The sequence below is a fragment of the Ruegeria sp. AP7 genome (assembly GCF_056539905.1).
The window spans coordinates 866,028-885,667 of record NZ_JBQFVT010000001.1; the positions used below are offsets into that span (position 1 = coordinate 866,028).

The following is a 19,640-nucleotide window of genomic DNA, read 5'->3' on the forward strand; positions in this document are numbered from 1 at the left end:
AACCTCATCATCCTTCAATATGATGGGGTCTGGAGATATGCACAGCCTATCCCCAAAAACATACAATTTGCCCCGACTCACGGGGCTCGGCTATGGAACATGCCCAAGGGGCATAGAGAGCAGCAATGAACGAGATCAGCAGTATCGAGCAGGCAGCCGCACAGATTCAGAATCCGGAAACAATGCCGCACTCCATCGAGGCCGAGCAGCAGCTTCTGGGTGCGATTCTGACGAACAACGATCTGTATGATCGCGTCGCATCGATTATTGGGGCTGAGCATTTCTATGATCCGGTTCATGCGCGCATTTATGAGGTCGCCTCGACACGCATCGCCAAGAACGCGTTAGCCTCGCCCGTGACGCTAAAATCTTTCATGGCGGAAGATGAGGGTCTGAAAGAACTGGGTGGTCCGGCCTATCTGGTGAAACTGGCTGGCGCTTCAATCAGTGCCTTTGCGGTGCATGACTACGCCCAGATGATCTATGACCTTGCCATCCGACGCGAATTAATCCGCCTGGGCCGGGACATTTCGGACAAGGCAGCGCGGGTTGATGTGGCCAGTGAACCCAAGGAACAAATCGTCGAGGCCGAACAACAGCTCTATCAGTTATCCGAGCAGGGCCAGACCGAACAAGGTTTTCAATCCTTCCTTAAGGCGGTCACAGAAGCCGTCAACGTCACCAACGAGGCGTACCAGCGCGGTGGCGGCATGGCGGGGATTTCCACCGGTCTGGCCGATCTCGACAAGCAATTAGGCGGGTTGCACCCATCCGACCTGATTATTCTGGCCGGGCGTCCGTCGATGGGTAAAACCTCATTGGCGACCAACGTCGCGTTCAACGTGGCCAAGGCTTACAAGCGCGGGCAGAAACCCGATGGCAGCGAAGGCGCAGTTGACGGCGGTGTCGTCGGGTTCTTCTCGCTGGAGATGAGCGCCGAGCAACTCGCGGGACGTGTACTGGCCGAAGCCTCGGAGATTTCTTCGCACAAGATCCGCCAAGGCGACATGACAGAATCCGAGTTCCGTCGCTTTGTGGATGCGGCCAAGGAATTAGAAGCCTGCCCGCTGTTCATTGACGACACCCCCGCCCTCCCGATCTCTCAGCTTGCAGCGCGTGCGCGGAGGTTGAAGCGTACGCATGGGTTGGATTTGCTGGTCATCGACTATCTGCAACTCTGCCGGGGCATGGCTGAGAACCGGGTCAACGAGATTGCCGAGATTTCGATGGGCATGAAGGCCATCGCCAAGGAACTGAACATCCCGGTCATTGCCCTGTCACAGCTGAGCCGTCAGGTGGAAAACCGCGACGACAAGCGCCCACAACTGTCAGACCTTCGTGAATCAGGATCGATCGAACAGGACGCTGACGTGGTCATGTTCGTATTCCGCGAGGAATACTACAAAGAACGCGAGAAACCCGGCGATCACGAGTTGGAAAAGATGGAAGAGTGGAAGCAAGCTATGGAGCGCCTGCATGGCAAAGCCGAAGTCATCGTCGGCAAGCAACGCCACGGCCCCATAGGCACGGTAGAGCTTTCGTTTGAAGCCCAGTTCACCCGCTTCGGAAATCTGGTCAAACCCTGGCAACAGGAAGGTCAGATCGATGGATATTGACGTTTATCAAATCTCAATGAACTAAACCTGCCATGCGGTATTCTCTTCAACCTTTGCCACGTCGCGTCATACTCGCACGCCACTACGGACATCGGCGCAAACGCTTTGTGGGATAGATCGGGGGCACGCTTAATCCCTGAAACCATCCCAACAAAGCGAGAGAGAAATGACAGAATTCACAGAAATCCCGGTCGTGCGACTGGGTGAACGATCTGACGAGGAAATCGCCGACGATTTCTGCGCTGCCTACGGAACAACCGGCTTTGGATATATTGTTGATCACGGTATCGATCAGGCCCTGATTCAAACTGTCTTCGAAGCCTCCAGGCAATTTCACGCATTGCCATTGGCCAAAAAACAAGCAATCGCGGTCGATACAACCCATCGCGGCTATATTGCCATCAATACGTCGACTGATGTGAACTCCTCCCTCGCTGATGTCACCAAACCAAATCAATCCGCCAGTTTCATGATGATGCGCGAGGACGCATCCGTTGACCCGAATATCTATCTCTCTGGCCCCAATCGCTGGCCAGAATTGCAGCAGTTCCGTGAAACACTTGAGACCTATGTCGAGGTCATGTCCGGATTGGGCCGCCGACTTACGAGGATTGCACTTCTGGCGTACGGGGCCACTGATTTCTCGATCCTATCGGCCTTTGACGAGCCTACTATCTGGTTGCGCCTTCTGCACTATCCACCGCAGCCCAAGGCCAGTCCGGACGACCTGTTCGGTTCTGCGCCGCATACGGATTTCGGATGTCTGACCTTGCTGGCCCAGGATCAGGTCGGCGGATTGCAGGTTCAGACACCAGCGGGAAACTGGGTCGATGTTCCGACAAACCCGGATGCGTTTGTCGTGAATGTGGGCGACATGTTGCACCGCATGAGCAACGGTCAGCTCATGTCAACACCTCACCGCGTTATCAATCGCTCAGGGCGTGAACGATACAGCGTTCCCTTCTTCTTTGATCCGCATGTGAATACAATCGTTCAACCTCTACCTGGCACTGGTCATCCCAGGTACAACCCCCTGATATTCGGAAATTTCCTGCGTTCTGAGCTAGAAGCAGCTTATGAGGCGCACAAACCAGGCAAAAATTAGATCAATCCCCCCCTTGACGTCGGCCGCACAATGGCATGAACAGCTTTTATGAGTACCGCACATCTTACGATTAATCTGCACGCACTGACACATAACTGGCGTGCGCTCGACGCAAATACCAACGTCGAAACCGGGGCTGTCGTAAAGGCCGACGCCTACGGATTGGGTGCCGAACCTGTCGCTTGGGCTTTGGCCGAAGAAGGGGTGCGCAAGTTTTTTGTCGCTGTCGCCGAAGAAGGTGCGGTCGTACGTGAGGCGGTTGGCCCCGGGCCACTTGTCGCGGTCTTTTCAGGCCATATGGAGGGCGACGCTGATCTGTTGCGCAATCATGCTCTGACACCTCTGCTCAACTCCCCCGAACAGTTCAAACGCCATCGAGAGGCCTTGCCCGACCACCGCTTTGGCATTCAACTTGACAGTGGAATGAACCGTCTGGGGCTTGAGCCTGCTGATTGGGCAGAACTGCGCCATGAGGCCCTTGCGCTGAATCCGCTAGTGGTTATGTCTCATCTGGCTTGCGGGGATGAACCGGAACATCCGATGAATCAGCAGCAGTTGCGGACTTTCAAACAAATGACTGATGGGGTGGATGCACCGCGTTCGCTTGCAGCCACCGGTGGCACATTGATGGGACCCGAATTTCACTTTGATTTCTGTCGTCCGGGGATCGGCTTGTATGGCGGGCTGCCCTTTGCCGGGGCCAAACCGGTTGTGACCGTCGATCTGCCCATCATCCAGGTGCGCGATGTCTCCGTCGGCGAAACCGTAGGCTACGGAAACAGTTGGACCGCGCGCCGCCCGTCCAAGATCGCAACCGTGGCAGCAGGTTATGCCGATGGGCTACATCGTGCCATTGGCGGCGGCATTGACGCATTCGCTGGTGATCAGCCCTGCCCGGTGGTAGGACGTATCTCGATGGACTTGATCACCGTGGATGTTACCGACTTGCCATACACTCCTGAACGCCTGCGTATCCTGAACGGGCACCAAACCGTCGATGATCTGGCCGAAGCCGCCGGAACCATCGGTTATGAGATACTGACTTCACTCGGCAGCCGCTATTCCCGAGGCTACGTGGAATGAGCCCCATCTCATTGCTGGGTGAGCTGGGACGCGCCATACTGAACATGCTGGCCGCGTTTGGCCGCGTCGCGCTGTTCGCGCTCGACGCGGTTTCGCATATTTTCCGACCGCCGTTTTATCCACGCGAGTTCGGCATCGCCTTGCTGAATATCGGCTGGCTGTCCCTGCCCGTGGTCGGTCTGACCGCCATCTTCACTGGCGGCGCACTCGCGCTGCAGATCTACGCCGGTGGCGCGCGTTTCAATGCCGAAGCTGTGGTGCCCCAGATCGTCGCCATTGGCATGGTGCGAGAGCTTGGACCGGTGCTGGTCGGCCTGATGATCGCCGCCCGCGTGACGTCTTCGATCGCCGCCGAGATTGCGACGATGAAAGTGACCGAGCAGATTGATGCTTTGGTCACGCTCTCCACCCACCCGATGAAATACCTCACCGCCCCGCGCGTGCTGGCCGCCCTGATCACGGTTCCAGCGCTGGTCGGGGTCGGAGATATCATCGGCATTGCAGGCGGTTACACTGTCGCCACGCAAAATCTGGGCTTCAACCCGGCGGCCTATCTGAAAAACACTGTCGATTTCCTTGAACTACGCGACATTGTCTCGTCGCTGGTCAAAGGCGCGGCCTTCGGCGTGATCGCCGCCATCATGGGCTGCTACTACGGCATGTCCTCGGGCCGCGGCGCGCAGGGCGTGGGCCGCGCCACCAAAGGCTCGGTCGAGGCCGCCGCCGTCCTTATCCTCGCCGCCAATTTTGTCCTCACAGGGGTGTTCTTCTCGCTATGATCCGGATGGAGAACGTACATAAAGCCTTTGACGACAACCACGTCTTACAAGGCATGAACCTTGAGATTCCCAAAGGCACCTCGATGGTCATCATCGGTGGTTCGGGTACCGGCAAATCCGTGGCGCTGAAATGTATCCTCGGCCTGATCAAGCCCGACAGTGGCATGATCTATGTCGACGGCAAGGACGCCACCAAAGGCGACCGCGACGCGTTTCTGGCCCGTTTCGGGATGCTGTTTCAGGGTGCCGCATTGTTTGACTCGCTACCCGTCTGGCAAAACGTCGCCTTCCGCCTGCTGCGTGGTTCGCTGAAGCGTCCGGTAGAGGAAGCCCGCGAAATCGCCATCGAGAAACTGCGCCGTGTGGGCCTGAAATCCAACGTGGCCGATCGGTTTCCGGCAGAACTGTCGGGCGGCATGCAAAAACGCGTCGGCCTCGCCCGCGCCATCGCTGCCGAGCCCGAGATCATCTTTTTCGATGAGCCCACCACCGGCCTCGACCCCATAATGTCCGGCGTCATCAACGACCTGATCCGCGAAATCGTGACCGAGATGGGCGCCACCGCGATGACCATCACCCACGACATGAGCTCGGTCCGCGCGATTGCCGACAACGTGGCCATGTTGCACGGAGGCCTGATCCAATGGACCGGCCCGGTCAGCCAGATGGACGCCTCAGGTGATCCTTATGTCGAGCAGTTCATCAGCGGGAGTGCAGAGGGGCCGATCGAGGCGGTGCGGTAGTGGAATTCGTGAAACTGCTCATTGAACAGCTTCCGTTTCTCTACTTCATTTCGGTTGTGCTAGCTTGGTTTACCATTCATTTCATAGGCGAGAAGTCGGGAGTCCCGCGCTCGCTGCGAACTGAAGTCATTTTCGTTCCTGTCATAATCTCCGCTTTGCAGGGTGCCTTTCCGGGAATGCTCGCGTCGATTCTATTGGTAAAAACGCTGAACATTGAAGAACCGCTCTCGGGTGTTCCTTTGTCCGTTGGGTATGTCATTTCAGGACTTCTGCTGAATCGGAAACTACTTATCCCTGTCGCAGACAAAAGAATGTCATATGGCCTTATTGGCGGCATCACCTTGCTGTTCATTGTGGGTTGGATGGTTTCCGTCCGAAACATGATCAACTAGCGTATCGGATATGACCCTCCGCCTCGCCACCCTCTCCCTCCTGATCCTCTACCCCATCGCATGGTTCGCCCCGCTGATGCGCGCAGGCCTCCTGCCGATCTTCGGCCTCAGCGAGATCAGCGTCATCACCGGCCTCCAGTCCTTGTGGAAATCCGACATCTTCCTCGCGCTGGTCGTCACCGTCTTCGCCCTCTTCGCGCCCTACATCAAAACCATCGGCACTGCGCTTGTCCAATGGGATATGTTGGACCCACGGGTCCAACCCGCGCTCAACATCCTGGGCAAATTGGCGATGGCTGATATCTTCCTCATCGCGCTTTACATCACACTGGCCAAGGGCATCTCCTACGCGACCATCGAAACCGCGTGGGGTCTCTACCTGTTCACCGGCTGCATTCTCGCTTCGCTTGCCTTGGGCCACATTACAGAGATGACATCCGGATCACGAAAACCTCAGACCTAATTGATTGAAAACAGATTTCTGAGTATCATCTTTATATTTCGAGCAGTAAATTTTGTAGTTTTCGGGTCCGTAGCGGATCACTTTACGTCTGTTTAACCTTCCGCTTCGGCCCGGTTTTTGTACCGGTTGAAGAAGGAGAACGACGATCATGGCCGCCCTCCACACAATAACATTACAATTTCAGAATGCATTATTAAGACTAACCTTTTTCCTGATCTGCGCCGCAGCATTGTTCGCGGTGACGACCACCATTTTATCCGCGTTTGGCATCCTCCCCTGGCTCTCGTTGCAGGCCGGTCTCAGCACCGGTGCAACGATTGACGCAGGTCTATATGTTCAGGCCGGATTGACCGCTCTGATCCTGATGCTGGTCTTCTATCTGCCATCAAACGCGCGCATGATGGCGCTTGAAAACACCCATCGTAAGTTCACGATGAACATGCAGGACGTGGCCAAGGCCTATCAGGTCGCCCATGCCGCCGACCGCAGCGGCGCCTTTGCACTGTCTTCTGAATTCGACGCTGTGAAAGAGCGTATGGCCTTTCTGCGCGATCACCCCGATCTGCAGTCGCTTGAACCGCAGGTTTTGGAACTGGCCGCTCAGATGAGCCAGATCAGCCAGGAGCTTGCAGATACCTATTCCGAGGCAAAAGTCTCGCGCGCCCGAACCTTCTTGCAGCAAAGGCAGGAAGAGATCGAGCAGTTTCAGCATCGCATAGAAGAGGCCCAGATTATCCAACACGAACTGCGCCAATGGACCCGAGATATCGAGATCGAAGAATCCATCGCCAAATCCCAACTGGCGCGGCTAAGGGACGAGTTGTTCGACCTGCTGCCCGAACTCTCGGCACAACTGCAATCGCCCAACGACGATAAATCCCCCGCCAGCGTGGTTGCCATGACCCCGCCGCGGGCTGCGGAATAGGCGCGATCAGCGCCTGTCGCGAACGATGGTCCGCAGGGCCTGAGGACGCGGCACGCTATCGGCGGTGAGGAAAGCCCGCGAGGGCTTGAAGAACCGCCCTTCCTCGGGCACGAAGGGCGATATGGCAAAGACACAATCCTTCACCTGCTCCGCCTGCGGTGCCTCACATACAAGATGGTCCGGCCGCTGCGATGGCTGCGGCGAATGGAACACTATCATTCAGGAAGCGCCCCTCTCCGCTGGACCGGCCAAGAAATCGCTGGGCGGCAAGCGTGGCCAGTCGATCACGCTCTCCGATCTTTCGACCGAGGAGACACCCCCGCCCCGCACCTTGTGTGGAGTTGAAGAACTCGATCGTGTCCTCGGTGGCGGCCTCGTCCCCGCCTCGGCCCTATTGGTGGGGGGCGATCCTGGCATCGGCAAATCAACCCTCCTGCTGCAGGCTGCCGCGCGCTTCGCGCGCAATGGTATCAAAACAATCTATGTCTCAGGTGAAGAGGCCAGCGCGCAGGTCAGGATGCGTGCACGTCGGTTGGGTTTGGAAGAATCTCCCGTTCAACTGGCAGCCGAAACCAATTTGCGGGATATCCTCACTACGCTAGAGGCCGAAAAACCCGGTCTCGCCATCATCGACTCGATCCAGACCATGTGGGCAGACAATGTAGACAGCGCACCAGGCTCAGTTTCGCAGGTTCGTGCCGCCGCGCATGAACTAACCACTTTTGCCAAACGCCACGGCGTTTCGATCATCATGGTCGGCCATGTCACCAAAGAAGGTCAGATCGCAGGTCCGCGTGTGGTCGAACATATGGTCGACACAGTGCTCTATTTCGAAGGCGAACGCGGCCATCAATTTCGTATTCTGCGCGCGGTAAAGAACCGCTTTGGCCCTGCAGATGAGATTGGCGTTTTTGAGATGACCGGCAAGGGCTTGGCGCAGGTCACCAACCCCTCGGCCCTCTTCCTTTCCGAACGCGGCACACCGAGCCCCGGGTCAGCGGTCTTCGCAGGCATCGAAGGTACCCGCCCCGTGCTGGTCGAGTTGCAAGCGCTGGTCGCTCCCTCGCCTCATTCGCAGCCCCGCCGCACGGTGGTAGGATGGGACAGTGGTCGTCTGGCAATGATCCTCGCCGTCCTGGAAGCGCGTTGTGGCATCCCCTTTGCTGGGCTCGATGTCTATCTAAACGTCGCCGGAGGGCTAAAAGTCAGCGAACCTGCCGCAGACCTCGCCGTGGCAGCTGCGCTGCTAAGTGCCCGTGAAGATACTGCCCTGCCCGCCGATACCGTCGTTTTCGGAGAAATCTCGCTATCTGGGGCACTTAGACCGACCCCTCAGACAGAAAACAGGTTGAAAGAAGCGCAAAAACTTGGTTTCACAGCGGCAATTGCTCCGGCGGGTGGCAAAACTGGCAGTGTGGCAGGTCTGACACTCACTCGACCCTCTGATTTGGTGGGGTTTGTTGGCGAAACGTTCGGAGCAGGTTAAAGTTGCGCCTTGAGAGGCAGAAAACGAACAGGCGAGGGCCATGGAAGGTTTTACAATAATTGACGGGGTTGTGGCCCTGATCATCGTGCTGTCGGGCTTGTTGGCCTATTCGCGTGGTTTCATGCGCGAGGTTCTCGCCATAGCTGGCTGGGTTGCCGCTGCCGTCCTGGCCTTCATCTTCGCGCCGCAGGCCGTGCCACTGGTCAAAGAAGTGCCCGTTGTCGGAGAATTCCTGCGCGACAGTTGTGAGCTTTCGGTTATCACCGGCTTTGCCGCCGTTTTTGCTGTTGCCTTGATCGTGGTCAGTATCTTTACACCGCTGTTCTCTTCTCTGGTGCAGCGTTCGGCGATCGGTGGTCTGGATCAGGCACTTGGGTTCTTCTTCGGCATCGCACGCGGCATCCTGCTGGTTGCGATTGCCTTTTTTGTCTACGACACCGTAATGACCGGCCAGTCTTACACGATGGTCGACGAAAGCCGCTCGGCAAAAGTCTTTGAACAGTTCAGCGGCAAGATCGAAGAACAAAACCCCGAAGCCGCGCTGGGCTGGGTCACCGCTCAGTACGAGGAGCTGGTCGCAAGCTGCACTGCAGATAGTTCGACGGACGCTTCCGACGGCTGATCACGCCCTTTAGGCCTGTAATAAGGAACGAGGTGATTAATCCACCCCGTTCCGGCTCTTGTCACAGACCATGCTAGCTGGTCTACGACAAGTGCGCAGTGTAGCTGTAAGCTCAATTGGACCAGTGTAACGGTTGGTATTAGCGACTGCTGCACGTAATAAAGCGGACTTTTGAACGTTGAAGAAATAAGCCAAACAGTTCAAAGCCAGCAGATTGCGTTTTGGTTGCGGTTGTTTTGCCCTTCATTCGAAGGAAAAAACGGGTGATTAGTGAATTTCTACTGCCCCGTGGTTTTTCAACAAGTGCTACCTTTCAAGAAGTTCACAAATATTGGCATCTAGCTGCGTCGTGAAGCCCTTGTCACTTCCTGGGTTTGCAGCGCAATGGCCCCAGGGCGAATGATACGGGCGGAAGATGGCGTTGGGCATGAAGCTGGCTTCAATTTCATTGTCTTCTGGTGGAAAGTATAAATCCTGCGTGCAAGGCATCAGGATGGCACGAGCTTTGATGGCACCCAGTGCCAGTTTGTAATCCCCATTGTAAAGCGGTCCGGCAGAGATATCGCCTGCCTGCCAAGTTGCAAGCTTTGCCAACAGGTCGTTGGCATCCCAGCCCTGCACATGATCACGCTCCCAATCCTGCAACAACTCCTCGATAGTTTCAAAACCCATCTGCCGATAAAGTCCCTCGCGATAAAAGGTCTGAGAGAAAGCCCAGCCTGCGTAAACTCGCCCAAAGGCCTTCAGCCCTGCTTCGGGTGGGCTAGCATAGTTGCCACCATTCCAATTTTGATCCGCGCAAAGGGCGGCCTTAACCCCTTCGAGGAAGACGAAATTGTGTGGTGAGGTTTTGGCTGAGGCACAGAATGGCAGAATCGCCTGAACCATGTCCGGGTATTGCGCTGCCCACTGGTAGGACTGACAGCCCGCCATAGACCAACCCGCGACAAGGGCGATTTTTTCGATCCCCAGATGTTCGTGGACCAACCTGTGCTGGGCAGCAATGTTGTCCCACATCTGTACCAGCGGGAACCGCGGCCCGTCCTGCGGCGTAGGCGTATTCGATGGCGATGACGAACGACCATTGCCAAACAGGTTGGGGCTGACGATGAAATGCCGCGCCGGATCAATCGCGCGACCCGGACCAAAGAAGCCTTCGTTGCGGGTATTTGTGCCGGTGTAAAATGTCGGCAGAACGATGACATTGTCACCTGCCGCAGACAATGTGCCGTAGGTCTGATAGGCGAGCTTGGCATCCTTGAGCAACTCACCCGACAAGAGCGGAAGGTCACCCAACTCGTAGATCTGATAATCCGCCATTGTCTGGCCCTTCCCGCTTTTAGTAGAGCCGAAGGTATTCCTGCACTTCCCAATCGGTGACCGATTGGTGGTATCGCTCCCACTCATCATTTTTGTATCCTAGATAGGACTGACGCATCACGGGGCCCATCACATGTTCTGCCATGGTGTCGCCCCGTAAAGCCTCGATCGCATTGAACAGAGTGCGAGGCAATCGACGGATCCCCAGTTCAGCAAGTTCAGCTTCGGTTTTTGAGTAGAGATCAAAATCCGTTGGTTTGCCTGGGTCGATCTTGTGTTTGATCCCCTTAACACTGCAACTCAGATGCATCGCCATTGCCAGATAGACATTCATGGTCATATCGCAGGCGCGATTTTCAATGCAATGGCGGCTCTGTGGTAGACGGAATTGGGCCGAGCGATTGTTGAAACCATAGGTGATATTGGTCGGAGCCCAAGTGACAGTGCCACCCTCAAACCCACCCACACGGGGCACCAATCCGTTATAGGAATTCACCGTCGGACAGGTGATCGCGGTGATCGCTTCGGCGTGCTGCATCAACCCGCCAACGGCCCAGCGGCTTTCGTCGCTCCATTCCCCGTCGGGGGTTTCAAAGATGTTTTCACCGGGACGGCTTTCATGTTGCATAGACATGTTGATATGCGCACCCGATCGCCAGTCGCCAACTGTTGGTTTTGGCATAAAGGTCACGAACATCCCGTGCTTTTTTGCCACCTCTTTCAAGGTGATCCGCAGAAACGCCAGACGGTCGGACATCTCCAGCATGTTGGTATAGTGAAAATCCAGTTCGAATTGTGAATACGCACCCTCGGCGACTACGTCATGCAGGTTCCAACCCAGACCTTCGATGATGTCGATCATGTCTTTCAAAAATGCCATCGAGTCGATCGAGTATTCAACGTCATAGCCAAAGGCCTGACGGCGTGGACGGACCCCGATAGCAGGGTCGTCGTCAAAGGCCTTCACTGGTTGGCCAGCATCGTCGTATTTCATCACGATGAACTCGGGCTCAACACCGGCATAGCCTGTGTATCCTTCCAGCGCAGCCTCGTGCATGGCGCGTTTCAGGGCCTGACGCGGGCAGACGTTATAAGGCGCGTCTTCCCAATACAGATCGGAGAAGATGATTGCCATCGATGTGTCCCACGGACAGACGTAGACGGCGTCAAGATCCGGCACCACCACCTGATCGCTGTCAGCGGGGCTGAGTTCGGGCACGTAAGAAATCGAATGCACCGCAAATTGCGGTCCTTTCCCTAGGCATAGCGGTTCAAAATCGCTCATCGGGACGGGCTTGGTTTTTGGAATGCCATGCAGGTCGATCCACGCGGCCATCACATATTTGACGCCAGCCTCTTCTAAACGTTGTTGAACTTCTGGGATACGTGGGCGATTCCGCTCCACAGCGTCGTGAAATGTCTCGTAATAAATACGGGCGTTGGCATTATCCTTGGGCATTCGGCGTCCTCCCATCAAATGACAATCGGATTTGTTTCACCGAGGTGACACCTCGGTGTTGGTTTAGGTTTCGTTTGCTCAGTCACGCGGCGGAAAAATGTTCAGCCGGGGACAAAATCGTCAGGGTCTATGCCGGGAACTTGCGTGATCCCCGCCAGTTGTTTCCAGTTGTGTGGGTAGGCAGCATAGAAGATCACGCATTTACCGTCCGCCTCGTAGGAAATGTGATTGTCCTTGGGGACAAACAGCACGTCACCACGATTGCAGACATAGCTTTTGCCCTCACAGACCAATCGGAACGTCCCCTCGAGGCAATAAATGATCTCGTCGCAGGTCAGATCCCACGGCACCTTGATGTTGTTCAGAACGTTGATGCCGCCGCACATGGATTTGCTGAACTCGCTGGTCACCATCGGTTTAATGTAGGTATCGCTGTCGCCCATCGTGTCGTAGCGTTTCTGAACCAGATCGAATTTGAAAAGTTGAGGTGTATCACCCATTGGGTCAGCCTTCCTGCGCCAAGTGTTTCAGTATGGATTCGTTCAATTCGACCTTGTAACCGTCAGGATCCTCGCAGAAGGCGATGACCCTTGTACCATTTTTCATTGGCCCCGGCGGGCGAGTGATGTTCACACCGGCTGCTGCCAGTTGCTCGCAGGCGGCGTAAACGTCTGGAGTTTCAATGCAGATATGACCCCAACCGTCGCCCTTGTCATAAGGCGTGTCCTGATCCCAATTGGCGGTCAGCTCCAGCGTGGGAAACTCGGCCTCGGGCCCATAACCGATAAACGTGTTGGTGAATTTCCCTTCGGGATAATCCGTGCGCCGCAGCACCTCCATGCCCAAGATTCCGCAATAGAAATCCAGCGACTTCTCCATGTCTGTGACCCGCATCATCGTATGGGCCAGACGAAACCCTTTGGATATGGAGTTGCTCATTGATCTTGTTCCTTCTTACTTATGCGCCGGCCACGTCACGCTCGATCAAATCTTGAAAGGCGCGCACGCTATCTTCCCAGGCAGGCGATAACAGGCCACCATCTTCGGCGACCGGGGATTTGCGGCCCTCAAACATGCGTTCAACCATCTCGTGATCTTCCTTGTGGACGTCCCACCAGAGGTTTCTGAGGGCCTCTATTTCCTCAGCGCTCAACTTTTGGCCTTCAGTGGTGTAAAGCGCTCGGTACTGGCGCATCTTTCCGGGACCGATGGGCACGTTAAGATAGACGCCCAGCTGATCCGGGAAATAGCGACCCAGGATGAAATTAGGATACAGCGTCAGATAGCGCGAGCTCACACCCAAGCTGCCAGATGTGCCCAATTCTTCCTCAAGGTCCACGGCACTGCCGATGCAGGTGCCATCAATGATGGTATAGTGATCCTCTAACGGCTGATCGGTGGTCGAGGAATGTACAAACTGGACGTGGTAAGGCTCGATAAAGTTCTCCATTATCAGCTTCCAGTTGGTGTCGATCTCACCAAAATCGAGCAGACCAATGGGTTCCAACTTGCTGTAATCCATCCCCGACAACTGGTTGATCAATGGCGCGGCATAGTCTTCGAATTCTGACGCGCTCCCATCCAGATTGACGAAAATCCAGTCATGCCAGACATAAGTGCGTACGGGTTTCAGCCGATGCTCTTTGATGTCAAATCCGTCGAACTCTTGCTTGCCGGTGCCTGCAAAATGTGGAGCGGCCCGCAGGCGGCCATCCAGATCATAGGCCCAGGCATGATAGGGGCAGCGGATCAGTTTGCCGACATTCTTGGGCCTGTCGACCAGTGTCATGCAGCGGTGCAGGCAAACATTGTGATACACCTGAATGTCGCCATCACGACCTCGTACCGCCAGCAGTGGCAAACCAGCACAGGTGATAGGTTGTGCATCGCCTGGGTTACTCATCTGGTGGGCAAATCCAACAAACACCCAGTTCTTGGCCAGAACCGTCTGGCATTCCCGTTGCCAGAACTCCTCGCTGCGATATGCGTCGGCGGTCAGACCGTGCTGAGGCCCGCAAGAAGCCTGTGCTTTTCGCTCGGCAATTGTCATTTGTCCTCCCTTCGACACTGACACCAGCGTCCGCCGATCCAACGGCATGCGCATGGATTCACCGTTTCTCGCGGATAGCCTATTTTCAGGCTCCGTACTGCCGCGACGGGCTTAGATTTTCACTCTACGAATATCGCATTATCTTGGGCTATTCCCCTTCGATATTCGCTTATACATTGGATTATCGGGTAAGAATCGGAAGTGATCTGGTCAAAAAGCGGCATTTCAATACGAATTTCGAATATTTTAGTTGCTCTGGCTATCAGATCCACAAATCCAGCATTAAATAATAGAAATTTCGGCAATCTGGCCTTCGGAAACTGTGGCGAGAAGATCAAAGCATGTCGTTTTCCGCACTTCCTTCCAGAGGAATCCCAAGAGTTAATTGCGGATTTCGATGCGCTCTCTTAACCTTGGCTGCGAATACAGCAATCGAGCATCAGGCCTATGTCAGTCAAAAAGCAACCGAACGCGCGTGCCGCCCAGAGCATTCGATCCCCCAAGGATGATTTAAACCAGCAGATCATCCGGCTTTTACAGCAGGATGGTCGGATGGCATTTTCTGAAATTGCGCAGCAACTGGATGTGTCGGAGGGAACCATTCGCAACAGGGTGAGCGGACTGCGAGACAACAACATGCTGCGGATTGTCGCGATGTCGGATCCGGTGGCAACGGAATACACGACTGACGCGATGATTGGCTTGAACGTGGCGACCGGCGTGACCCCAAGACAGGTGGCCGAGCGACTTGAAAGAAACCCACGTGTTGTATTCATCCTGTGGGTCGCAGGTCGTTATGATCTGATTATCGAGTTGGTGAGCGACGATAGCGACGCACTAAAAGATTTTCTGGAACATGAAATCCACGCGAGTAACGATATTGCGAATGCCGACGTCATGCCGGGGCTGAAGAATTTCAAGAACCAGTTCCTCCTAAAGCAGGGTGCAAAGGAGTGATTAGGAAGAAGTCGATCGCTAAAAGTGATAGAGCGAGAGGACTTCAACAAAATTCTTTTTCTAGGTACTCAGCGCTGATCATAGTGCCGGCCCCGACAATAGCCGGTTTTTGAATTTTGCGTTCGATTTTTGCCAAACAAGTCATTTTGAATGTCGAAGCCAGCAGCAAGCAACTGTTTCGCGTTGGCGAGTGGTCATCGAACTAAAGCAAGTGAACAGCCGGTAAGCGCAACAATGCGGATATCAATTGCTGAACTTGGATCACCAGATCTCCCAAAGATCATTCCAGCGTTTAGGTTGGACTCATTTGTTAGAAAAACCTGTCGGAAACGGAAAAACAGCGCGCCTTACAACATTCTCAGCATTAAAATTCGGCGCTCGCATATTCTGTGTCAGATTCATCCAAAATCAAACGAACCCTTCACCGCCGCAGATATTGCAGCGAATGGCTTTCAATCCAAAGCACCCGTCGCAGCGGCTTGAGATTGGTTTGCCATACTGGTCGCGGCTTTTGACGACCGTTCCAGATCCTTTGCAAATCTCACAGGGTGCACGGCCTGATCCTCGGCATCGGTGACACCGACGCTTGACGGGCTTTTCCTTGGGATTGTTTTGCTTGTGCTGCCACATGGCTATTTTCCATCCCAAACTATCGGGCATCTGGAGCAGACGCCTGACCTAAAGCACAGCACAGGTCGGCTCATTTGTCATCTTAAACTCGCGAGCGGCGCATTTCAGGCCTGCGGCAAATCGCGAATGTGATCCTTTGGTGACACGCGCGGCAATTGGCAGTATGTCGGAGCCGAACCGACATGGAATCGGAGCTGCCGATCTTGCTGTATTTGTTCTATTCTGCATTGGCCGCTTTGGCGCTTGTGCATGCATGCCATACATTCCGGCTGCAACAACCCAATCAGATACGCAGTAGCAGTCGATCCGACCTGAACACCAGCCAGATCAAGTCATAGAAATTGGAGCCCGTGTATGTGTGGGATTTTGGGGATCGCAAGCCGGACACATGATGTCTTTGCGGAAATCTATGACGGGTTGCTGATGCTGCAGCACCGGGGTCAGGACGCCTCGGGGATCGTCACCTACAACGGCGAATTCTTCCGCGAGAAAAAAGCCAATGGTCTGGTCAAGGACGTCTTTAATGCCAGCGATGCTGAAACCCTACTGGGCAAGATCGGCATGGGTCACGTCCGCTACCCCACTGCAGGATCGCTAAGCGCCTCCGAGGCCCAGCCTTTCTTTGTGAACGCGCCCTACGGAATTTACCTTGTCCATAACGGCAATATCACCAACACCGAAGAACAGCGCGAAAAAGTGACCGCGAAATACAGCCGTCACCTGCGTACCACCTCGGATTCCGAAGTGTTGCTAAACGTGTTGGCCGACAAGGTAGCGGACGCCATCAAGGTCAATGGCAATGCCGATCCGATCCGCAACTTGTTTGCAGGTGTGAAGATGACCATGGAGCGGGTACAGGGTGCTTATTCTGTGATCTGTCTGGTTGCCGGTGTTGGTATGCTCGCCTTCCGCGATCCGTATGGTATCCGGCCCCTGTCGGTTGCCAAGCGAGAAGCCCCCGGTGACGGTGATGATTTCGCCTTCGCCTCGGAAGACGTAGCGTTTGGCATCAATGGTTTCGACAAATTGCGCGATCTGCAACCCGGTGAGGCGATCCTGATCGATCTCGGCGGGAATATGCATGAGTTCCAGGCCGTCGAAGGCAAGCTGACGCCCTGCATTTTCGAGTATGTCTATCTGGCACGCCCGGATTCGCTGCTGGATGGCGTGTCGGTTTACAAAACCCAGATGCGCATGGGCCAAACACTCGCCAAGCAGATTCAGGATTCGGGGCTAGAGATCGACCGGATCATCCCTGTGCCAGATAGCGCCCGCCCCGTCGCACTTGAAGCCGCCAAGATTACCGGCATTCCCTATCGTGAGGGGCTGGTCAAGAACCGCTATGTAGGCCGAACCTTTATCATGCCAGGTCAGGCCGAGCGCCAAAAATCCGTGCGCCGTAAGCTGAACGCCGTGCCGTTGGAATTCGACGGACATAATGTGCTGCTGATCGATGACTCGATCGTGCGCGGCAATACGATCAAGAAGATCGTCCAGATGTGCCGCGAGGCTGGTGCAAAGAAGGTGTACATCGCCAGCGCTTCTCCACCCGTAAAATACCCTAATGTCTACGGAATCGACATGCCCACCAAGGCCGAACTGGTTGCCAATGGTAAAGAGATCGAAGAAATCCGTGAAGAGCTGGGTGCGGATGCGCTGTTCTACCAGAATCTCGACGATCTGATCTGGGCCGCCAAGGAAGGCAATCCCGAGATCGAATCCTTTGACTGTTCGTGCTTTGATGGAAACTACATCACCGGGGTAGATGAGGACTATCTGGACAGTCTTGAAAACAGCAGCCGAGTCAGCAAGAAACGCGAGGATATGCAGGTCGTTGGCGGTTCGTGGAACGCGGCCAAACTGGCGTCGGGCTGATCAGGCGAATCAAATGATAGCGACAGGTCATTTCCCTGAGGTGGGGTGGCACTCATAGGTCAGAATCCGCCGACAACTCTCTGTTGAACGAGATGCGTTTGCAAAGGGTTGGGCGACCTGGGTTAGCAACCTATTGGAAATGGGATTGCAACCCTTTTGGTTCGAACGGCCGCATGATACCCGATCGCCGTAAACCACTCACAATGCAGGGCCCGGGCACACGATCCGGCCACAGATCATGGCAAATTCAACGGTCAAAAGCGCCGCAACGCAAGCGGGTGCGCTAAAGAAAAACTCGGTCTCTGTGCTGGGCATTTTTGGCCCTAAGTCCGAGTTGCGCGCTCTGGTTCGTCTGTCCTCGGGGCGGGTAAAGAAAGTAAAGCCAGGCAGCCGTGTCGCCTCGGGCAAGGTGATCGCCATTGACGAGGAAGGTGTCGTGCTGCGACAAAGCGGCCAGAACCGCAGGATCGACATACCTGGCAGTTGATCCAGACTTGACGCCTTGTGCGCACGGGTTCAAACCCCACCTATGACCGATCAGACCAAAATCGCCCTGATTACCGGGGCCTCACGCGGGCTGGGCGCGGCACTGGCCGAAGCCCTTTCCCCCGAGTATCACATCGTTGCCGTCGCCCGCACCCAAGGCGGGCTGGAAGAGCTGGACGATCGCATTCAGGCCAAGGGTGGCTCGGCCACTTTGGCCCCGATGGACATCTCCGATCCCAATGCAATGGCGACACTTTGCCGTGGCATTCACGACCGCTGGGGTAAGGTTGACCTTTGGCTGCATACAGCTGTCCATACCTCGGCCCTGACACCAGCAAATTTTGTTGAACCCAAGGAATGGACCAAAGCGGTCAGCACTAACGCGACAGCCACATCGGTTCTAATTCCCTATGTGTCGCCCCTATTAGGTGATGCAGGTCACGCGGTGTTCTTTGATGATCCCAAGGCAGGTGAAAAGTTCTATGGCATCTACGGTGCCACCAAAGCCGCGCAAATGGCTTTGGCCCGTAGTTGGGCAGCCGAGACAGCTCGCACAGGTCCACAGGTTACGATCCTTGAACCCGCGCCGATGCCTACAGCGGTGCGTGCACGATTCCATCCCGGTGAAGACCGCGAGGCGCTGACCAGTCCCGCGGATGAGGCGGCGCGGATTGTGGCCGGGCTTTGATTGGCCCTGACGGGCCATGCCTCCGGCGGGGATATTTGTGGCCAGATGAAGCAGGAGGTTTACGCGATGTGGACACCGTTGCGCCCGGCGAGATCGACAAAGAACTGCCAGGCCACGCGACCTGATCGAGCCCCTCGCGTGGCTTGCCATTCGATGGCCTCGGCGCGCAGGATTTCCTGGTCGATCGTGACGCCATGGGCGGCACAGTAGCGGTCGATCATGGCGAGATATTCGTCCTGATCGCAGGGGTGAAAGCCTAACCACAGGCCGAAGCGGTCCGACAAGGATACCTTTTCTTCAACAGCCTCAGATGGATTAATAGCGCTGGAGCGTTCGTTTTCGATCATGTCGCGTGGCATCAGGTGGCGGCGATTTGAAGTGGCATAGAACACCACGTTTTCCGGACGACCTTCGATGCCGCCATCCAGAACAGCTTTGAGTGACTTATAGTGTTGATCATCGTGGCTGAACGAAAGGTCATCGCAAAACAGAATGAACCGGTGCGGCGCTAACCTCAGGTGGTTCAGCAGACGCGCGACTGAGGACATGTCTTCCCGTTGTAGTTCGACAAGTTTCAAATCCGGGTGATCTGCTTGCAAAGTGCCGTGCACTGCCTTGACAAGGCTGGATTTTCCCATACCTCGCGCGCCCCAGAGCAGCGCGTTGTTGGCCTTGTACCCAGCCGCGAACCGGCGGGTGTTGTCTAGCAGCGTATCGCGGGATCGGTTGATGCCGACCAACAGATCCAGATCGACGCGGTTAACCTCAGAGACGGGCACCAGCCGGTCCGGATCCACATGCCAGACAAATGCAGGGGCCGTGTTGAAATCGGGTGCGTCCAGCGGCGCGGGCGCCATGCGTTCCAACGCGTCGGCGATACGGTTCAGGGCTTGATCGTCCATCGGCTCCTCCGGGTATTCCGGCTGAGTTGAACCATGTTCCGAACTACACAACAAGGCCC

At 55.5% G+C, this 19,640-nt stretch carries 21 protein-coding genes; 15 read left to right on the forward strand and 6 right to left on the reverse strand.

The annotated features are described in order from the left end of the window. Positions 1-125 precede the first annotated feature (125 nt). The 10 genes from ACR0KN_RS04220 to ACR0KN_RS04265 all read left to right on the forward strand — a co-directional run bounded on the left by ACR0KN_RS04220 (position 126) and on the right by ACR0KN_RS04265 (position 9,214). Positions 126-1,616: a replicative DNA helicase gene (locus tag ACR0KN_RS04220; protein ID WP_170470688.1), complete on the forward strand. Its 1,491-nt coding sequence runs from the start codon at positions 126-128 to the stop codon at positions 1,614-1,616. Between the two features lie 166 nt (positions 1,617-1,782). Beyond that, positions 1,783-2,721, forward strand: a complete 939-nt coding sequence (locus ACR0KN_RS04225; RefSeq protein ID WP_480651579.1) for an isopenicillin N synthase family dioxygenase — start codon at positions 1,783-1,785, stop codon at positions 2,719-2,721. Between the two features lie 48 nt (positions 2,722-2,769). Further along, a complete protein-coding gene (alr, locus tag ACR0KN_RS04230) occupies positions 2,770-3,804 on the forward strand; it encodes an alanine racemase (protein ID WP_480651581.1) in 1,035 nt (344 codons plus the stop codon). Then, positions 3,801-4,583 (forward strand): ABC transporter permease, encoded by a 783-nt coding sequence (locus tag ACR0KN_RS04235; RefSeq protein WP_170470691.1) that lies wholly within the window; start codon positions 3,801-3,803, stop codon positions 4,581-4,583. The genes alr and ACR0KN_RS04235 overlap by 4 nt, the downstream gene beginning before the upstream one ends. Then, positions 4,580-5,326 carry an ABC transporter ATP-binding protein gene (locus ACR0KN_RS04240; protein ID WP_480651583.1) on the forward strand — a complete coding sequence of 249 codons (747 nt, stop codon included), beginning with the start codon at positions 4,580-4,582 and terminating at the stop codon, positions 5,324-5,326. Before ACR0KN_RS04235 ends, ACR0KN_RS04240 begins: the two co-directional genes overlap by 4 nt. Continuing rightward, positions 5,326-5,718, forward strand: a complete 393-nt coding sequence (locus tag ACR0KN_RS04245; protein ID WP_480651585.1) for a hypothetical protein — start codon at positions 5,326-5,328, stop codon at positions 5,716-5,718. Before ACR0KN_RS04240 ends, ACR0KN_RS04245 begins: the two co-directional genes overlap by 1 nt. A gap of 10 nt (positions 5,719-5,728) precedes the next feature. Next, a complete protein-coding gene (locus ACR0KN_RS04250; protein WP_170470694.1) occupies positions 5,729-6,181 on the forward strand; it encodes a paraquat-inducible protein A in 453 nt (150 codons plus the stop codon). A gap of 148 nt (positions 6,182-6,329) precedes the next feature. Next, the gene (locus ACR0KN_RS04255) at positions 6,330-7,106 is read left to right on the forward strand and encodes a DNA repair protein (RefSeq protein ID WP_480651587.1); all 777 of its coding nucleotides are present in this window, start codon (positions 6,330-6,332) and stop codon (positions 7,104-7,106) included. 121 nt (positions 7,107-7,227) lie between these two features. Continuing rightward, positions 7,228-8,592 carry a DNA repair protein RadA gene (radA, locus tag ACR0KN_RS04260; RefSeq protein ID WP_480651589.1) on the forward strand — a complete coding sequence of 455 codons (1,365 nt, stop codon included), beginning with the start codon at positions 7,228-7,230 and terminating at the stop codon, positions 8,590-8,592. Between the two features lie 40 nt (positions 8,593-8,632). Then, the gene (locus ACR0KN_RS04265; RefSeq protein ID WP_480651591.1) at positions 8,633-9,214 is read left to right on the forward strand and encodes a CvpA family protein; all 582 of its coding nucleotides are present in this window, start codon (positions 8,633-8,635) and stop codon (positions 9,212-9,214) included. Positions 9,215-9,520: 306 nt separating this feature from the next. Here the strand turns inward: ACR0KN_RS04265 and ACR0KN_RS04270 are convergent, their stop codons facing one another. The 5 genes from ACR0KN_RS04270 to ACR0KN_RS04290 all read right to left on the reverse strand — a co-directional run bounded on the left by ACR0KN_RS04270 (position 9,521) and on the right by ACR0KN_RS04290 (position 14,043). Beyond that, positions 9,521-10,534 (reverse strand): alpha/beta fold hydrolase, encoded by a 1,014-nt coding sequence (locus ACR0KN_RS04270; RefSeq protein ID WP_480651593.1) that lies wholly within the window; start codon positions 10,532-10,534, stop codon positions 9,521-9,523. 19 nt (positions 10,535-10,553) lie between these two features. Further along, on the reverse strand, positions 10,554-11,993 hold the full coding sequence (locus tag ACR0KN_RS04275) for a glutamine synthetase family protein (RefSeq protein WP_480651595.1): 1,440 nt from the start codon (positions 11,991-11,993) through the stop codon (positions 10,554-10,556). 101 nt (positions 11,994-12,094) lie between these two features. Beyond that, complete coding sequence (locus ACR0KN_RS04280) at positions 12,095-12,493, reverse strand: cupin domain-containing protein (protein ID WP_170470699.1); 399 nt, start codon at positions 12,491-12,493, stop codon at positions 12,095-12,097. Between the two features lie 4 nt (positions 12,494-12,497). Next, the gene (gloA, locus tag ACR0KN_RS04285; RefSeq protein ID WP_010440370.1) at positions 12,498-12,932 is read right to left on the reverse strand and encodes a lactoylglutathione lyase; all 435 of its coding nucleotides are present in this window, start codon (positions 12,930-12,932) and stop codon (positions 12,498-12,500) included. 19 nt (positions 12,933-12,951) lie between these two features. Further along, a complete protein-coding gene (locus ACR0KN_RS04290) occupies positions 12,952-14,043 on the reverse strand; it encodes an aromatic ring-hydroxylating oxygenase subunit alpha (RefSeq protein ID WP_480651598.1) in 1,092 nt (363 codons plus the stop codon). Positions 14,044-14,532: 489 nt separating this feature from the next. Here ACR0KN_RS04290 and ACR0KN_RS04295 point away from each other — a divergent pair, with 489 nt between their 5' ends. The 5 genes from ACR0KN_RS04295 to ACR0KN_RS04315 all read left to right on the forward strand — a co-directional run bounded on the left by ACR0KN_RS04295 (position 14,533) and on the right by ACR0KN_RS04315 (position 18,679). Then, positions 14,533-15,000: an Lrp/AsnC family transcriptional regulator gene (locus ACR0KN_RS04295; protein WP_480455185.1), complete on the forward strand. Its 468-nt coding sequence runs from the start codon at positions 14,533-14,535 to the stop codon at positions 14,998-15,000. Positions 15,001-15,812: 812 nt separating this feature from the next. Then, positions 15,813-15,968, forward strand: a complete 156-nt coding sequence (locus ACR0KN_RS04300) for a hypothetical protein (RefSeq protein WP_010440374.1) — start codon at positions 15,813-15,815, stop codon at positions 15,966-15,968. 16 nt (positions 15,969-15,984) lie between these two features. Continuing rightward, positions 15,985-17,505, forward strand: a complete 1,521-nt coding sequence (gene purF / locus ACR0KN_RS04305; RefSeq protein ID WP_480651600.1) for an amidophosphoribosyltransferase — start codon at positions 15,985-15,987, stop codon at positions 17,503-17,505. Between the two features lie 238 nt (positions 17,506-17,743). Further along, the gene (locus ACR0KN_RS04310; RefSeq protein WP_029621843.1) at positions 17,744-17,992 is read left to right on the forward strand and encodes a hypothetical protein; all 249 of its coding nucleotides are present in this window, start codon (positions 17,744-17,746) and stop codon (positions 17,990-17,992) included. Between the two features lie 42 nt (positions 17,993-18,034). Further along, complete coding sequence (locus ACR0KN_RS04315) at positions 18,035-18,679, forward strand: SDR family NAD(P)-dependent oxidoreductase (protein ID WP_480651602.1); 645 nt, start codon at positions 18,035-18,037, stop codon at positions 18,677-18,679. A gap of 59 nt (positions 18,680-18,738) precedes the next feature. On the opposite strand, the gene ACR0KN_RS04320 is transcribed toward ACR0KN_RS04315, so the two are convergent. Continuing rightward, positions 18,739-19,581 carry an ATP-binding protein gene (locus ACR0KN_RS04320; protein WP_480651604.1) on the reverse strand — a complete coding sequence of 281 codons (843 nt, stop codon included), beginning with the start codon at positions 19,579-19,581 and terminating at the stop codon, positions 18,739-18,741. Positions 19,582-19,640: the final 59 nt, after the last annotated feature.